General features: G+C 37.4%; 15 protein-coding genes. 1 reads left to right on the plus strand and 14 read right to left on the minus strand.

The genetic code is table 11. The features are described from left to right. Positions 1–78: 78 nt before the first annotated feature. Positions 79–1737, minus strand: a complete 1659-nt coding sequence (locus G5W_RS0111140; protein WP_010096712.1) for a DAK2 domain-containing protein — start codon at positions 1735–1737, stop codon at positions 79–81. A 34-nt stretch (positions 1738–1771) separates the two neighbouring features. Continuing rightward, the gene (locus G5W_RS0111145) at positions 1772–2134 is read right to left on the minus strand and encodes an Asp23/Gls24 family envelope stress response protein (RefSeq protein ID WP_010096713.1); all 363 of its coding nucleotides are present in this window, start codon (positions 2132–2134) and stop codon (positions 1772–1774) included. Between the two features lie 287 nt (positions 2135–2421). Between G5W_RS0111145 and rpmB the strand changes: the two genes are divergently transcribed. Further along, on the plus strand, positions 2422–2610 hold the full coding sequence (gene rpmB / locus G5W_RS0111150; RefSeq protein WP_010096715.1) for a 50S ribosomal protein L28: 189 nt from the start codon (positions 2422–2424) through the stop codon (positions 2608–2610). Between the two features lie 183 nt (positions 2611–2793). Here rpmB and spoVM read toward each other — a convergent pair whose 3' ends face one another. The 12 genes from spoVM to gmk form a co-directional block, all read right to left on the minus strand. Further along, positions 2794–2913 (minus strand): stage V sporulation protein SpoVM, encoded by a 120-nt coding sequence (gene spoVM / locus G5W_RS20975; protein WP_337445665.1) that lies wholly within the window; start codon positions 2911–2913, stop codon positions 2794–2796. Positions 2914–2923: 10 nt separating this feature from the next. Further along, complete coding sequence (locus G5W_RS0111160; RefSeq protein WP_010096718.1) at positions 2924–3568, minus strand: thiamine diphosphokinase; 645 nt, start codon at positions 3566–3568, stop codon at positions 2924–2926. Positions 3569–3575: 7 nt separating this feature from the next. Then, positions 3576–4232: a ribulose-phosphate 3-epimerase gene (gene rpe / locus G5W_RS0111165; protein ID WP_010096719.1), complete on the minus strand. Its 657-nt coding sequence runs from the start codon at positions 4230–4232 to the stop codon at positions 3576–3578. Position 4233: 1 nt separating this feature from the next. Beyond that, a complete protein-coding gene (rsgA, locus tag G5W_RS0111170) occupies positions 4234–5115 on the minus strand; it encodes a ribosome small subunit-dependent GTPase A (protein WP_010096720.1) in 882 nt (293 codons plus the stop codon). Beyond that, a complete protein-coding gene (pknB, locus tag G5W_RS0111175) occupies positions 5116–7158 on the minus strand; it encodes a Stk1 family PASTA domain-containing Ser/Thr kinase (protein WP_010096721.1) in 2043 nt (680 codons plus the stop codon). It lies immediately after the preceding gene. After that, positions 7152–7913: a Stp1/IreP family PP2C-type Ser/Thr phosphatase gene (locus G5W_RS0111180; RefSeq protein ID WP_010096722.1), complete on the minus strand. Its 762-nt coding sequence runs from the start codon at positions 7911–7913 to the stop codon at positions 7152–7154. Before G5W_RS0111180 ends, pknB begins: the two co-directional genes overlap by 7 nt. 175 nt (positions 7914–8088) lie before the next feature. Further along, the gene (gene rsmB, locus G5W_RS0111185; RefSeq protein ID WP_010096723.1) at positions 8089–9435 is read right to left on the minus strand and encodes a 16S rRNA (cytosine(967)-C(5))-methyltransferase RsmB; all 1347 of its coding nucleotides are present in this window, start codon (positions 9433–9435) and stop codon (positions 8089–8091) included. A gap of 2 nt (positions 9436–9437) precedes the next feature. Further along, complete coding sequence (gene fmt, locus G5W_RS0111190; protein WP_010096725.1) at positions 9438–10379, minus strand: methionyl-tRNA formyltransferase; 942 nt, start codon at positions 10377–10379, stop codon at positions 9438–9440. A 15-nt stretch (positions 10380–10394) separates the two neighbouring features. Then, the gene (gene priA / locus G5W_RS0111195) at positions 10395–12803 is read right to left on the minus strand and encodes a primosomal protein N' (RefSeq protein ID WP_010096727.1); all 2409 of its coding nucleotides are present in this window, start codon (positions 12801–12803) and stop codon (positions 10395–10397) included. Then, a complete protein-coding gene (gene coaBC, locus G5W_RS0111200; RefSeq protein ID WP_029191098.1) occupies positions 12800–14008 on the minus strand; it encodes a bifunctional phosphopantothenoylcysteine decarboxylase/phosphopantothenate--cysteine ligase CoaBC in 1209 nt (402 codons plus the stop codon). The genes priA and coaBC overlap by 4 nt, the downstream gene beginning before the upstream one ends. Before the next feature lie 206 nt (positions 14009–14214). Continuing rightward, a complete protein-coding gene (gene rpoZ, locus G5W_RS0111205) occupies positions 14215–14415 on the minus strand; it encodes a DNA-directed RNA polymerase subunit omega (protein ID WP_010096731.1) in 201 nt (66 codons plus the stop codon). Beyond that, entirely contained in the window at positions 14412–15032 is a 621-nt protein-coding gene (gmk, locus tag G5W_RS0111210; protein ID WP_010096733.1) for a guanylate kinase, read from the minus strand. Before gmk ends, rpoZ begins: the two co-directional genes overlap by 4 nt. Positions 15033–15036 lie beyond the last annotated feature (4 nt).

A 15036-nucleotide genomic window follows, 5' to 3' on the forward strand; every position in this document is an offset into this window, starting at 1 on the left:
GAGTAAACAATGGTCCAAGCTTCCCTTTGGAAGCGATACTTGGGCCATCTTCATAAGGAATGCTACGGTATGTCCAGATTACTCTACCGAGAAGATATAAGAATAAATCGGTTGATTACCATTATGAACTTCCACTTCTACATCCTCATAGTTTTCTTCAATAAAATTGACCAACTCTTTAACTTCCTCTTCTGACACATCTTCACCAGATAGAATCGTTAAAATCTCATCATCTTCAGTAATTAGCTCTTGGAATAATTGTTTTACAGCTTCAAAGCGTTCTTTATGAGTTGTAACAATCTTTCCATCTGCAATACCCATAAAATTACCATTTTCAATTGAGATACCGTCGATTTGTGTATCTCTTACTGCATAGGTGATTTGTCCTGTCTTGACATGAGAACTTGCTTCTAACATGTTATTTTTATTAACTTCTAAATCCTCATCAGGATGGAATGCTAACAATGCACTAATACCCTGCGGAATTGTTTTTGTAGTCACTACAGCAACATTATCTTCAGCAAGCTCTGCAGCCTGTTCCGCAGCCATAACAATATTCTTATTATTCGGCAGAACAATTACATTCTTAGCATTAGCTTGCTTAATAGCGTCTGTAATATCTTGCGTACTTGGATTCATAGTCTGTCCACCTTCTATAACGACAGTAGCCCCCAAGCTTTCAAAGAGATTCTTTAGACCAGAGCCCATTGCAACAGTAACGATACCAAAATCAGCTTTTTCTTTTGCTACCTTTTGATCTTTTTTATCTCCAACGATTGCAGTATGCTGCTCTCTCATGTTTTCAATCTTCATATTGATTAAACTACCATGACGTTGCCCAATTGTTAACACATTTCCCGGATATTCTGTGTGAACATGAACCTTTACAACCTCTTCATCTGATACAACTAGTAGTGAGTCACCGTGCTGACTTAATTCATTACGGAATGCTGTCTCATCAAATGGATTATCATGTAATTTTTCCTCTTCAAACTTAACCATGAACTCCGTACAATAACCAAACTCAATATCGGAAGTATCCATGAAGTCCTGTGCTTTATGATGTTCAGCGTTTACCATATCTTCCATTTCAACGGTGTCAACACCCTCAGGCAATTCTTCACCTTTTAATGCGGCTAGGAACCCTTCGTAAACCGTTACAAGCCCTTGACCACCAGAATCCACTACACCAACTTCTTTTAATACTGGCAAAAGATCCGGAGTACGTTTTAAAGAAGCTTTAGCTTCCTGTAGTACTTTCTCCATCATGATAATAATATCATCTTCTTCTCCCGCAATCTCTACAGCTTTCTTTGCTGCATCTTTTGCAACAGTTAAGATTGTACCTTCTACAGGCTTCATAACAGCTTTATAAGCTGTTTGAACTCCAGCGTCAAAAGCAATAGCTAAATCATCTGTAGTCAGTGATGATTTATTTTCCATCCCTTTCGCGAACCCTCTAAAGATTTGTGATAGAATTACACCCGAGTTCCCTCTCGCTCCCATTAATAAACCTTTTGAGAACGCTTGAGCAACCACAGAAATATTTTCAGATTTGGTTTTTTTCACTTCATTTGCGCCAGAAGTCATCGATAAGTTCATATTTGTTCCAGTATCACCATCTGGCACTGGAAAAACGTTAAGCGCATCAATTTTTTTGGCATTATTAGTTAAATGGTGAGCTCCTGTCAATACCATTTGCGAAAAAGTAATGCCGTCTAGCTTTTGTACTGCCACAATAGTTCCTCCCTCTAAATCAGGTGAGCAAAAATTAATCTTTTGCTACACGTACTCCTTGTATGAAGATATTTACGGAATCAATGTCGAGTCCTAATGTTTTACTTAAAGTATATTTGACTTGTGATTGCACATTATGAGCCACCTCTGAGATCTTCGTGCCGTAGCTAACAATAATATACATATCAATATGTAGGGAATTATCTTCTTGTCTAACGATGATTCCACGAGAATAATTTTCTTTTCGAAGTATCTCTGCTATACCGTCTTTGATTTGACTTTTTGAAGCCATTCCAACAATACCATAGCACTCAACAGCAGCACCACCAGCGATTGTTGCAATTACTTCATTCGTAATGGTTACATGACCATCTTTAGTATTCAATTCAATGGACATAATAATCCTCCTTCTGAGCTTCTTTAATCTTAAGGATATTTTACTACAGAATATACGCTTTTGCACTTCAAGGTTCTCTACGTAATAATAATAAATAAGTCCAGTTCTCAAGTGTACAATCCAATTATGTAGCGAGCTTAGATAAGCTTTTCGCCTCTTATAACAATGAACGATTCCCATCAATCTGTCAAGTGATAATTCTTTGCATAACCATTGCATTCTTTTCTCACTTATGGTAAATTGTATAAGTATTAAATTGACTTTTGTTAAGAGTAGGAGGGATTACCATGGCAAGAAAATGTGTTGTTACTGGTCGTAAAACTAGTAGTGGAAACCAACGCTCACACGCTATGAATTCCAATAGACGTAAATGGAAAGCTAATGTGCAAAAAGTTCGTATTATGGTTGACGGAAAACCACAACGTGTTTATGTTTCTGCACGCGCACTTAAATCAGGTAAAGTGGAACGCGTATAATTTATATACCTATTCATTTTACACCGATACATTAGTTATTAGCCAAAAGCACCCAAAGTAAACTGGGTGCTTTTTACATTTTATCATAATGGTGTATTTTACGTTTCATGATCTGGTGTGGAAGATAACTAATCCACAAAAAAAGAGAGCTTCTGCCAATCATTGACAAAAGCATGCGAAGCACTATTTCTCCTTTTTAAAAATCCCAATCATTACCCTTACAAATCCACCAAGTACTCTAGGGAGCTTAATCGTATAAAATTTCATAAGTTCGCCCTCCTCCAATTTACAAACACGATACATGAATCGTTTTTTATCCACGACTCCTTACAACTAATACTATGCCTTTCATAAAAGAAAAAGTACCAGAATTTGCGATAAGCTTGTTTGAAATTGATAAGGTTGAGCCCATTATTATTGTTGCTTCTGTTAGGGGATAGTAAAATCCTTTTAAAGTTAACCCCTTAACCTCTGTTGTTAGTGGTACAAACGAAATAGTTGGATAGGTAGCATCCCTTTCAACCATATGTGTACCTGGATGAAACTGCTCGATTCGATTATACTGGTCAACTATAATACCATGAATATTTTCTTCCTTAAGTTGATTTAGTAGTTGAATGTTGATAAGGGTGTGATCCATACGCCCTCCGGTTACACCCATTAAATAGACAGTACTAGGCGACAACGATAGTGCCTTCTGTAAAGCCAATTCTAAATCTGTCTTGTCCTTTTCAACTGGATATAGCTCTATATGTTTTGCATAATTCTTGATGGTAAGTAATTCTGTTTCGTCAACAGAGTCAAAATCTCCAATAGCATGGGCTAGCTTCAGATGATTCTGTATTGCCACTAAAGCTCCTCTATCAGCCCCTATCCATATATCGATTTCTTCTCGATACTTGGATAAATCTGGAATCAATTCAGCGGGTCCACTACCAATGATTGCCACACTCAACATAAGTCTTTTATCCTTTTGCTGCGTGACGAATATCTTCTATTGCTTTTTTTCGGTTTGATTGATCATAAATTGCACTTCCTGCAACTAATACATCAACTCCTACTTCCACACATGTTCTTGCTGTTGTAACATTCACTCCACCATCTACTTCTATCTCAAAAGATAGACCATATTCCTCACGCCACTTAGCTATCTGTCTGATTTTATCCAATGTTAATGAAATGAAGGATTGACCACCAAAACCTGGGTTCACTGTCATAACTAGTACAAGGTCAACTTCCTGTAGTATTTCTCTTATCATTTCCGCAGGGGTAGCAGGATTAATAGCAACTCCCGCTTTGATACCATGTGATTTAATTAACTGAATGGTTCTATGTAAATGTACAGTTGCCTCTTGATGTACCGTAATAATGGAAGCACCAGCCTTCGCAAAAGAAGGAATATAGTGATCTGGATTTTCAATCATTAGATGGACATCTAGTGGCAATTTAGTTATTGGCTTTATCGCTTCAACTACCAGCGGTCCAATTGTTATATTCGGCACAAAATGACCATCCATAACATCCACATGGATATAGTCTGCTCCCCCAATTTCTACATCTTTAATTTCTTCACCTAATTTAGCAAAGTCTGCTGATAATATTGATGGTGCTATTTTTGTCATACTAATACCTCGGCTTTCGTGATTGTATTTCTTCTAAAAAACTAATGTAATGTTCATATCGGTACATGGGAATTTCTCCTTGTTCCACGGCGTCTTTTACAGCACATTTAGGTTCTTTGGCGTGAAGACACCCTCTAAACTTGCAATTCTCCAATCGTTCTCTCATTTCCGGAAAACAACTAGAAAGTTCATCTGCTTCAATTTCACTAAAGTCTAAAGCGCTAAATCCAGGGGTATCTGCTACTAATCCATTGTTTATTTCTATCAATTCAACATGTCTAGTAGTGTGCTTACCCCTTCCTAAACTCTTAGAAATATCTGCAGTTTTCAGTAATGATTCTGGACTCAAAGCATTAATTAAGGAAGATTTACCGACTCCAGACTGTCCAGCGATTACTGTCACTTGGTCCTTTAAGTAATCCTTTATACGAACCATTTCTTTTGGATCTTTAGCTGAAAACATCTCAACCTTATAACCTATTCCCTCGTAATCCGCTTGATATTCTTTTAAATCAACGATCTGTTCATCTGTTAGTAAATCCGTTTTCGTAATAAAGATGATTGGCGTAATTCCTTTCGCCTCGATTAAGACTAGGAATCGATCCAATAATGTCGTGCTAAAATCAGGCATCGTCGCAGAGCTTACAATAATTGCTTGCGTTATATTCGCAATAGGAGGACGAATTAATTCATTCGTCCTAACCTTTACCTCTGTTATATAACCTTCATTTTCTTCTCGATGATCAAAAGAAACATAATCTCCTACTAGCGGTGTAATGTTCTTTTTTCGGAATACTCCTCTACTTTTACATTGAAATACTCCTTCTGTAGCTTGGACATAGTAAAACCCACTCAAAGCCTTTATAATTCTGCCTTCTGGCATTTATTCACCTTCTTCATATGGTATTAATTCATCGTATATAATCTCGTTATCACGCATAACTCGATATCTTGCTTGTGTTCCAGGTGCTATTTTTAAATCAATTGTTCTTCTGACATCTTCGGTTATGGAGAACTGATCCTTAACAATCGATATATCCGGGTTATTCATATCTTGAACATAGATTCTTACCTCCTGCGGGATTGGGCTACCACTAGAGTCATCTCCATTATCATCACCTGGGGTATCCGAATCATCCAAAGCGTAATCAATAATCAACTGTACGGTATGTGTTCTAGGAGGAAGTTCCTTTGGCCCAATGGAAACGTAAACATCAATGGTGTCTCCTTCATTTACTTCCGTTTTCGCTTCGGGATTTTGTCTAATAATCCGACCCTCTGCAATCGTTTCAGAATTTTCTTTGTGAACCTTTATTCTTAATCCCTTCGATTCTAACAGTGCTTTAGCCTCGTTTTCTGTATACCCAACTAAACTATCTAGTTGAATCGGTTCGGTTCCTTGACTAACCTCAAAAATAACAGTAGTCTCATCAGGGATTACATCCTCACCAGGCTTTGGTTGTACTTGCGTAATTATTTCACCAGCTGGCCGATCCGAATATTTCTCATAAATTACAATATCTGTATAACCTTTCTCCCGAAGGAGCCTCTCAGCATCTGTAGCTTGTCTACCTGTATAGTCATCAAATTCATCCCGCTCTTTTCCAGTACTAACAAATACGGTGATAGTTTGTCCTTCTTTCACCGGTCTTCCAGGTCTAGGATCCGTTTTGACTACCTTACCCTCTTCTATTTCATCTGAAGGAACGTCTTCTCTTTCGACTTCTAGATTCAACGATTCAAGTTCCTCTACTGCATCTCTGTAATCATACTCAATAACATCTGGAATTGTTACCTCTTTTGATTTCAATAGTCCTGGTACTAGGAACAAAGCGATTACGATGGCTATTATCAAGACTACAATTGAGATGGTAATGATTAAGCCCTTCTTCTTCCGCTTTTTCTTTTTGTTTTTCTTTTTATTTTTCTTACCTGTTTTATCAGAATCTTGACCTTTGTCTACCACTTTCTTCGTTTCAGCATTTGCCTGATGAATAATAGTATCCTGATGGATGTTTTCAAGATTATTCTCTGTTATAATCGGGATTGCTTTCGTTTCTTCTCCTACCTCAGTAGGTGGTATATATTTCGGTTCATTAATATTCTCCGGAGTTAATGCAACTTCCAAACTCTCCTCCATATCATAGACTGTTTCATATCGATGAAAAGGATCTTTGGCAGTTGCTTTTAGGACAATATTCTCCACACTTTGCGGCACATCTGGACTATATCGCCTTACGGAAGGTGTATCACTTTGAAGATGCTTTAAAGCGATTGATACCGGGGACTGCCCGGAAAAAGGTAATCTCCCTGTCAACATCTCGAAAAACACAATTCCAAGTGAATATATATCAGACTTCTTAGTAGCTAACCCACCTCTTGCTTGTTCCGGTGATAAATAGTGGACAGATCCTAAAATAGAATTAGTCTGTGTTAAGGAGGTCGCACTCAATGCAACAGCAATACCGAAGTCCGTAACCTTGATATGGCCATATGTATCAATAAGAATATTTTGTGGTTTTATGTCACGGTGTACAATCCCATTTTCATGAGCATGAGAGATAGCAGCAGTAATCTGTTTCATAATCTCAATGGCTTCCGGTACATCGATTGGACCGTATCGCTGGATAAATTCCTTTAAGGTCATCCCATCTACGTACTCCATTACCATATAAAGTATTTGTTCTTCTTCACCAACATCGTAAATGGTAACTACGTTCGGATGCGAAAGACTGGTTGCCGACTGAGCTTCTCGGTCAAATCTTGCTATAAACTCTTCATCATTTGCATATTCTAATCGTAACACCTTAATGGCAACTCTACGATCTAAAATGATGTCCTGTGCAAGATAGACATCAGCCATTCCGCCTCCACCAATTTTTTCTTTAATCCGATAACGTTCGCTTAGTAAATGGCCATTTAACACGATGGCTCACCTTCTTCCACTGAAGTTTCATGCTGTAATATAATGAGCGAAACATTATCCTCCCCACCGCGTTCATTAGCTAAATCTACCAATAGTTTCCCTACGCCTTCGATATCGTTTGTTGACTTCAAATACTCGGCAAGCTCATGATCTCTTACTTTATCTGTTAACCCATCGGAACAAAGTAATAACTTATCCCCATCTTCCCAGTTTATTGTTTGTATATCTGGTTCAACGGTTTCACTTGTACCTAATGCTCTTAGTACAACATTCTTTCTAGGGTGCTGTAATGCATCTTCTTTCGAAATCTGACCAGATTGTACAAGAGCGTTCACTAAGGAATGGTCCTCTGTTATCTGCTTAAAGCTGAAATCATTATACAGGTAACATCGACTGTCCCCAATATGTGCAACAGAGATAAATTCTTCCGTACAAACGGCTACTACGATGGTTGTACCCATACCTTGACATTCTTCTTTTTCAAGTGAATGCTGATAAATGGATGTATTCATCTCTAGTAAGGCGTTTTTCAGCCATTCCTCTGTTTCCTCTGGGGAAAGTAATTTCTCAATCTTACGCCATTTTTCTTCTATGATTGATGTTGCCATTTCACTAGCTACATCGCCTGCTTGATGGCCACCCATTCCATCTGCGATAATAGCCAAATATTGGCCGTTTCCATTTGAAAATATACCACCAGAGTCTTCATTATGACTTCTTACTTGACCACGGTCAGTCAAAAAGTGTCCTTCCATTCTTCCACCCCTTATCTTAAGCAACAAATTACAATAGAAAAAACAGGCACTTTCTCTATTGAATTATGTGTATAGGTACGTTCTTGACGACTTTTTACTATAGTATTACACAATATCCCAAAGAAGAATATCCTTTTCTGGTAATTTTTCTCTATTTACCTACAGTTTTTTATGATCATCTACGAATCAACCTAGTAAGGAAAAATCCATCTGTTTCAAAACTTTGTGGGAAAAGTTGTAATCCATATTCTGAAACTCCTATGGAATTTTTTAATTCATTTGGTAACTCTTCGAAAAATTGTTTATCAATTTGATAGTCTTCATGTTCTGCTAAAAACGCCTTTACCACTGCTTCATTTTCAATAGGGTCAACCGTACAAGTACTATATAATAGTTTACCTTCTATTTTTAATAGTGGTGCAACAGTAGTCAAAATATCCTTTTGGATTTCGGATAGTCTTTCAATATCTCTTTCCTGTTTATTATATTTTATATCTGGTTTTCCACGCATAACGCCAAGACCTGAGCATGGTGCATCAACTAGGATTCGATCGAAAGTTTCATTTTGATAGTGTTCACCTAAGTTACGAGCGTCCGCTGCCTCCGCCTCTATGATGGATAAATCTAAAGCATTAGCTTTTTCATTTATTAACTTTATTTTCTTTTTGTGTAAATCATGGGCACGAATGACGCCTTTATTCCCCATTTTTTCAGCAATGTGAGTTGCTTTTCCTCCTGGAGCACTGCACGCATCTAAGACAACATCTCCAGCATTAGCATCTAACAACTCTCCTACAAGCATTGAACTCTGATCTTGAATAGTTACAAGTCCATCCTCAAATAGAGAAGACTTGAGAATATTTCCATTGTTAATAATAATGCCCTGTTCGGAGAAGATGGAAGCAGATACCTCATATCCTTCATTGTTTAAACGTTCCATTGCATCTTTTCTTGAGATTTTCAATGGTTGAATACGAACAGACATAGCCTTTGTCGTTAAATTTGCTTCACACATTTCTTTGGTTGTTTCATATCCATAATGGTCGATCCAACGTTTAACTAGCCATTCTGGATGACTTGTTTCCACCGAGAGACGCTGGACGGGGTCCTGAATTTTTTGAATATCAGGTAAACCATTACGTTGTATCGTTCGAAGCATTCCATTAACAAGAGAAGCCACACCTTTATGTCCTCTCTGTTTAGCTATTTCAACGGCTTCGTGAAAGATAGCATGATCTGGTACTTTATCAAGGTAGTTCATTTGATAAATGGACATTCTCAGAAGCATACGTACCCATGGTTCGATTTTTTTCTTACTGTTTAAGTAGTAATCAATAAAGTAGTCCAATGTAATTTTGCGTTGAATCGTACCATAGACAATCTCTGTCAGTAACCCCTCATCCTTTGGTGAAATTTTATTAGACTTAATCTCATGGTTGATTAGTAAATGACTATAGCCGCTGTCTTGCTCGATACGAAGTAATAAATCTATTATGGTGTTTCTAAGAAGATATTTACCCATGCCTATTCTCCCATTATAGTTCCGACTTGAATGCGATCACTGGAACCTTGCAAGTATTCCCGTACAGTCATTCTTTTCTTGCCAGCGGGTTGAATTTCCGTCAATCTTAGACCCAACTTATCCCCGCAAACGACGATTACTGCTTCATCTTGTTCTTTTTCCACAACTTCACCTGGCTTTCCGTCAAACTGTTTGTTCGTAAGCTCTGCCCACCAAACTTTCATATTATTTCCTTGATAAGTAGTAAAGGCAACTGGCCAAGGATGTAGACCACGAATTTGATTATAGATTTGTTTGCTAGGACGATTCCAATCAATTAATTCTTGTTCGCGTTTGATATTTGCCGCAAATGTAGCCTTAGAATCATCTTGTTTTATTGGTGTTATTTCTCCAGCAAAAAGGCGCGGTAATGTCTCCATTAACAATTCACTGCCAATTTGTGATAACTTATCATGCATGCTGCCGACATGATCGTCGATTTCAATGGGAATACTCTTTTGCGTAAGAATATCTCCGGCATCTAATTTCTCTGCCATATACATGATGGTAATACCTGTTTCTTCTTTCCCTTGTATGATTGCATAATGAATTGGCGCACCTCCGCGCAATTCTGGCAATAAGGATGCATGAACATTAATACATCCATATTTAGGGCCATCCAGTAAATCCTTTGGTAAGATTTGTCCGTATGCTGCTGTCACAATGATGTCTGGATTATAATCAAGTATTTCTTGAAAGTTATTTCGAATCTTTTCAGGTTGATAAACTGGTATCCCATGAGATTCGGCAGCAACTTTTACTGGTGGTGGGGTAATTACTTTTTTCCTTCCTTTTGGTCGGTCTGGTTGTGTGACGACTAATACAACCTCATATTCCGATTCAACTAATTTATGTAAGATAGGAACTGAAAAGTCAGGAGTTCCCATAAATACGATTCGTTTCATTTGATTACCTTCTTTCTACATAAAATGATACGGTTGCATATCTATTGTGATTAATAAGTCCTCTTTCCGTATTTCTTCATGGAACTGATCGATTATTTTGCGAAGATTACTTCTTAGATTCGGTTCATTTTTGTATTTTATCATGCATTGATAACGATATCTATCTTTCATCCTAGCTATTGGTGAAGGTGTTGGTCCAAGGACAATCGTCTCTTCTCCTACTACCTTTAATAATAGTTGAACGATACGTTGAGTAATCTGTACTACTCGCACATGGTTAGGGTGTGAAACCGTTACTAATGCTAAATAAACATATGGTGGATATCGAAATGATCTCCTTATTTGCATTTCCCGTAAGAAGAACTGATTAAAGTCATAGTCACTTGCTAATTGAATACTATAGTGTTCTGGTGTATAGGTCTGAACGATTACTTTGCCAGGTAGCTCATGTCTACCAGCACGTCCACTTACCTGTGTCAATAATTGAAAAGTGCGTTCGCTTGAACGAAAATCTGGTAAATGAAGCATCGAATCAGCAGTTAAAACACCAACTAAGGTAACATTTGCGAAGTCTAATCCTTTCGCAATCATCTGTGTTCCTAATAAAATATCTGCTTCTTTATTCGCGAACTGTTTTAGCAGTCTTTCATGAGAACCTTTCTTTCTGGTAGTATCGACATCCATTCTAATTACCCTAGCGTGTGGCATTAATTCATGTAACGATTCTTCTACTCTCTGTGTTCCAGTCCCAAAGTATCGTATAGAGTCACTTTGGCATTCTGTACATACTAATGGCATTGGTTCTTCATAGGAACAATAGTGACATTTTAAACGATTACTTCTCTTATGGAAGGTTAATGCGATATCACAGTGTGGGCATTCTTTTACATGACCACAATCCCGGCACATAACGAACGTGGAATACCCTCTTCTATTTAATAACAGTACAACTTGCTCTCCTCGAGAAATAACTTCCTCCATACTCTCTTTTAATGCCTTCGAGAACATGGAACGATTACCACTATGTAACTCTTCCCGCATATCGATAATCTCAACTTCAGGCATATCCTTTTCGTTTGTCCGCTGATCAAGGGTAGATAATTGATACACTCCCTTTTGCGCACGGGCATACGATTCTAATGTAGGTGTTGCACTCCCTAAAACAACTGGACAATTATGGGACTGTCCCCGCTTAATAGCCACATCTCTTGCATGATATCGTGGTTGATCTTCCTGCTTATACGTCGTTTCATGTTCCTCATCAATGATAATAATACCTAGATTTTCAAACGGAGCGAAAATTGCTGACCTAGCTCCAACCACAACTCTTACCTCTTTGGCTTGAATTTTACGCCATTCATCGTATTTCTCACCACTTGAAAGCCCACTGTGCATAACCGCCACCTCACTACCAAACCTACCCTTAAAACGATTTACCATTTGAGGTGTAAGAGAAATCTCTGGAACTAAAACAATTGCTTCTTTCCCTTGCTTAAGTACTTCTTGAATTGCCTGTAAGTATATTTCTGTTTTGCCACTACCCGTAACGCCATGCACTAAAAACACATCATGCTCTATCTTTCGAATAGATTCTCGTATTGGTTGGAGTGCCTTTTCTTGCTGCTCTGTTAGGTTTAAAGGATAAGTGCGCTTAAAGGAACTATCGTCATACGGATTACGATAAATTTCTTTTTTAAATTCTCTTAGTAATTGCTTTTCCAATAATGCCTTGACTATAGGGCGATTCGTGTTGGTAATTTGAAATAGTTTAGCTTGTTCAATAGGATCTGGATTTTGAATAAAAAATGAGATTAATTGTCTTTGTTTCTTAGCACTAGGAGATAAATCCATCAAAGCTTCTTCTAACAAAAAACTTTCTTTTACAGGCTCAATAACGGTAACCTGTTTCTTCGTAATTTTTGATTTCACCAAATAATTAATGGAAATTAATGTTTCTTGTACGGCATGTTGTAGCTTTGAGTACGGGATATTCGACTGTACAAATTCCTCATATGCGATAACATCCCTCCCTGCAAATAGGTATTCAAACTCATCTGCGAGGGGTTCATGTGTATTTCGTACCAATTCTTTTTTGTATTGTGCTTTCAATACTTGAGGCAGCATTGCCTGATACGCGGTAATGTACATGGTTAACGTATCTTCTGCTACCCATTTCCCTAATTCTAATAGTTCTTTTGTTAACACAGGCTGGATATCTAGTACATCGATAATATCTCTTAGTTTGTCAAATTCTGAAGTATTCTTAATCTCTACAACAAATCCAGTTATTTTCCTTGGTCCGAATGGTACAATAACTCGCATTCCTTCTGATATTATATCGTGAAATCTTTCGGGAATCCGATAATCAAATGTCTGATTAATCGATTTTGCTTGAACATCGACTATTACCTTCGCAATACTCACGCTTCTTCATCCTTCATGTCTCTTAAAATCAACTTAAATATTTCTTTAGCAACTTCTCTCTTAGAAGCTAATGGGATCTTGTTTTCTTCATGGTTCCTATTCAAATAAGATACTATATTTGTATCAGTACCAAATCCTGCTCCTGCCTCAGAAACATTATTAATCACTATTGCATCCAAGTTTTTACGCTTGAGCTTGTCCATACCATATTCAATAGCATTCTGTGTTTCTGCTGCAAAACCAACTAAAAATTGGTGCGTTTTTTGTTCGCCAAGCGATTGTAGGATGTCTTTCGTCCTTATTAACTCCAATTGCATTGGTCCATCTAGTTTTTTCAATTTGTTTTCGAATATCTCTTTCGGTCGATAGTCTGCTACCGCTGCTGCTTTAATAACAATATCATGTCTTGGAAATTCACTTGTCATTGCTTGATACATCTCTTCAGCAGTTGTTATATCAATCCGTCTAATTAAATTGTTTGCTACATCCAGATTTACCGGACCGGTTACTAATGTAACATTCGCTCCTAACTCTGCCGCAATCTCAGCTAGTGCGAATCCCATTTTACCTGTTGAACGATTAGAAAAAAATCGAACAGGATCAAGAATCTCTCTGGTTGGACCAGCAGATATTAATACATTCTTCCCTAATAGAGGCTTATCGGTCTGCTGATGTGCCTTTAGCACTTCAATAATAGTCTCCGGTTCTTCTAATCTTCCTTTGCCAATCCAGCCACATGCTAAATATCCTGCACCTGGTTCAATAAAGTGATAACCATAATCCGCTAATATCTGCATATTTTTAATAACTGCCGGATGCTCATACATATTAACATTCATGGCTGGAGCTATATAAACGTCTGCCTTCGTTGCTAGCAACACTGTAGTAATGATGTTGTCCGCTATCCCATTAGCAATTTTGCCAATTATATTCGCTGTAGCTGGTGCAAGTAAAAAGATATCGGCCCAATCCGCTAAATCAATATGGGCAATTTTCTCAGGATCTTTTTCATCAAATGTATCCATATATACAGGATTTCGTGATAACGCTTGAAATGTTAATGGCGAAACAAATTTAGTGGCACTTTCAGTCATTAAAACTTTCACAATAGCACCTTGTTGGGTTAATTTACTTACTAGTGCGCATGCTTTATAAGCAGCAATACCACCTGACACTCCAAGCAAAATATTTTTATTTTGCATCAATAGAACACCTTTCCACTCAAAATAATCTTCTAGTCTAGTTATACCTTGAACTCCCCTTACTTATCAACCTTGATATGCGATGGAAGAGGCAGTTTCACTTTCGGATTATCATCAGATTGTATAAAGTTAATATCCATTTTGGGCATTTTGACACCGAGAATAAAAATAAATCCCTTACATCATAACATGCAAGGGATTAATCCTTATTATTTTTTAACTTCTAATTTCAGCTCATCTGCAGCTATTTCTTCTAAAGCCATACCAACAAACTTATGTGATTTTGGGTTTTCAATTTTTAAATTGTTAGTCTCACGTAATTGTCTAGCTCTTTTTGCTGATAATGTTACTAAAGAATATTTTGATTTAATCTTTTCTTGTAATGCGTCAATTGATGGTTCTAACATCATGATAACTCATCCTCCAATAATTTCTTATATTGTGCTGCAATACGTTCTCTCTTACAATGTTCACTTTGAATAATGGATTGAATTTTTGCAACTGCTTTATCCACATCGTCATTTACAACAACATAGTCATATGCGTCCATCATCTCAATTTCTTTACGAGCCTCTTTTAATCGGTTAAGTATGACATCTTCATTTTCGGTCCCTCGATTAACAATTCGGTTTTTTAATTCCTCTAAGCTAGGCGGGAAAAGAAAAATAAAAACTCCTTCAGGAAAGTTTTCCTTAACCTGTAACGCACCTTGTACTTCTATTTCTAAAAAAACATCGTGTCCAGCATCTAATGTTTCCAGTACGTAGTCCTTTGGTGTACCATAATAATTATTAACAAATTTAGCATATTCTAACAGCTTGCCTTCTTCGATTAATTTCTCAAATTCTTCATTAGAACGATAGAAATAATCAACACCTTCGACTTCACCAGGTCGTTTATCCCGGGTAGTCATCGAAATCGAGTAACGCAATTCTGTTTTTCGTTCAAAAAGTTCTTTCCTAACCGTACCTTTCCCAACTCCAGACGGTCCAGATAGAATAAATAAGATCCCTTTTTCTTCTATCAAATTA

Origin of the sequence: Ornithinibacillus scapharcae TW25 (assembly GCF_000190475.1) — a bacterium.
Taxonomy (GTDB): Bacteria; Bacillota; Bacilli; order Bacillales; family Amphibacillaceae; genus Ornithinibacillus; species Ornithinibacillus scapharcae.

Bases quoted from the DNA above. Each gene is read 5' to 3' on its own strand.
- G5W_RS0111145 (WP_010096713.1), bottom strand. From the start codon at position 2,134: ATGTCCATTGAATTGAATACTAAAGATGGTCATGTAACCATTACGAAT.
- rpmB (WP_010096715.1), top strand. From the start codon at position 2,422: ATGGCAAGAAAATGTGTTGTTACTGGTCGTAAAACTAGTAGTGGAAAC.
- spoVM (WP_337445665.1), bottom strand. From the start codon at position 2,913: ATGTATCGTGTTTGTAAATTGGAGGAGGGCGAACTTATGAAATTTTAT.
- G5W_RS0111160 (WP_010096718.1), bottom strand. From the start codon at position 3,568: ATGTTGAGTGTGGCAATCATTGGTAGTGGACCCGCTGAATTGATTCCA.
- rpe (WP_010096719.1), bottom strand. From the start codon at position 4,232: ATGACAAAAATAGCACCATCAATATTATCAGCAGACTTTGCTAAATTA.
- rsgA (WP_010096720.1), bottom strand. From the start codon at position 5,115: ATGCCAGAAGGCAGAATTATAAAGGCTTTGAGTGGGTTTTACTATGTC.
- G5W_RS0111180 (WP_010096722.1), bottom strand. From the start codon at position 7,913: ATGGAAGGACACTTTTTGACTGACCGTGGTCAAGTAAGAAGTCATAAT.
- rsmB (WP_010096723.1), bottom strand. From the start codon at position 9,435: ATGGGTAAATATCTTCTTAGAAACACCATAATAGATTTATTACTTCGT.
- fmt (WP_010096725.1), bottom strand. From the start codon at position 10,379: ATGAAACGAATCGTATTTATGGGAACTCCTGACTTTTCAGTTCCTATC.
- rpoZ (WP_010096731.1), bottom strand. From the start codon at position 14,415: ATGATGTTAGAACCATCAATTGACGCATTACAAGAAAAGATTAAATCA.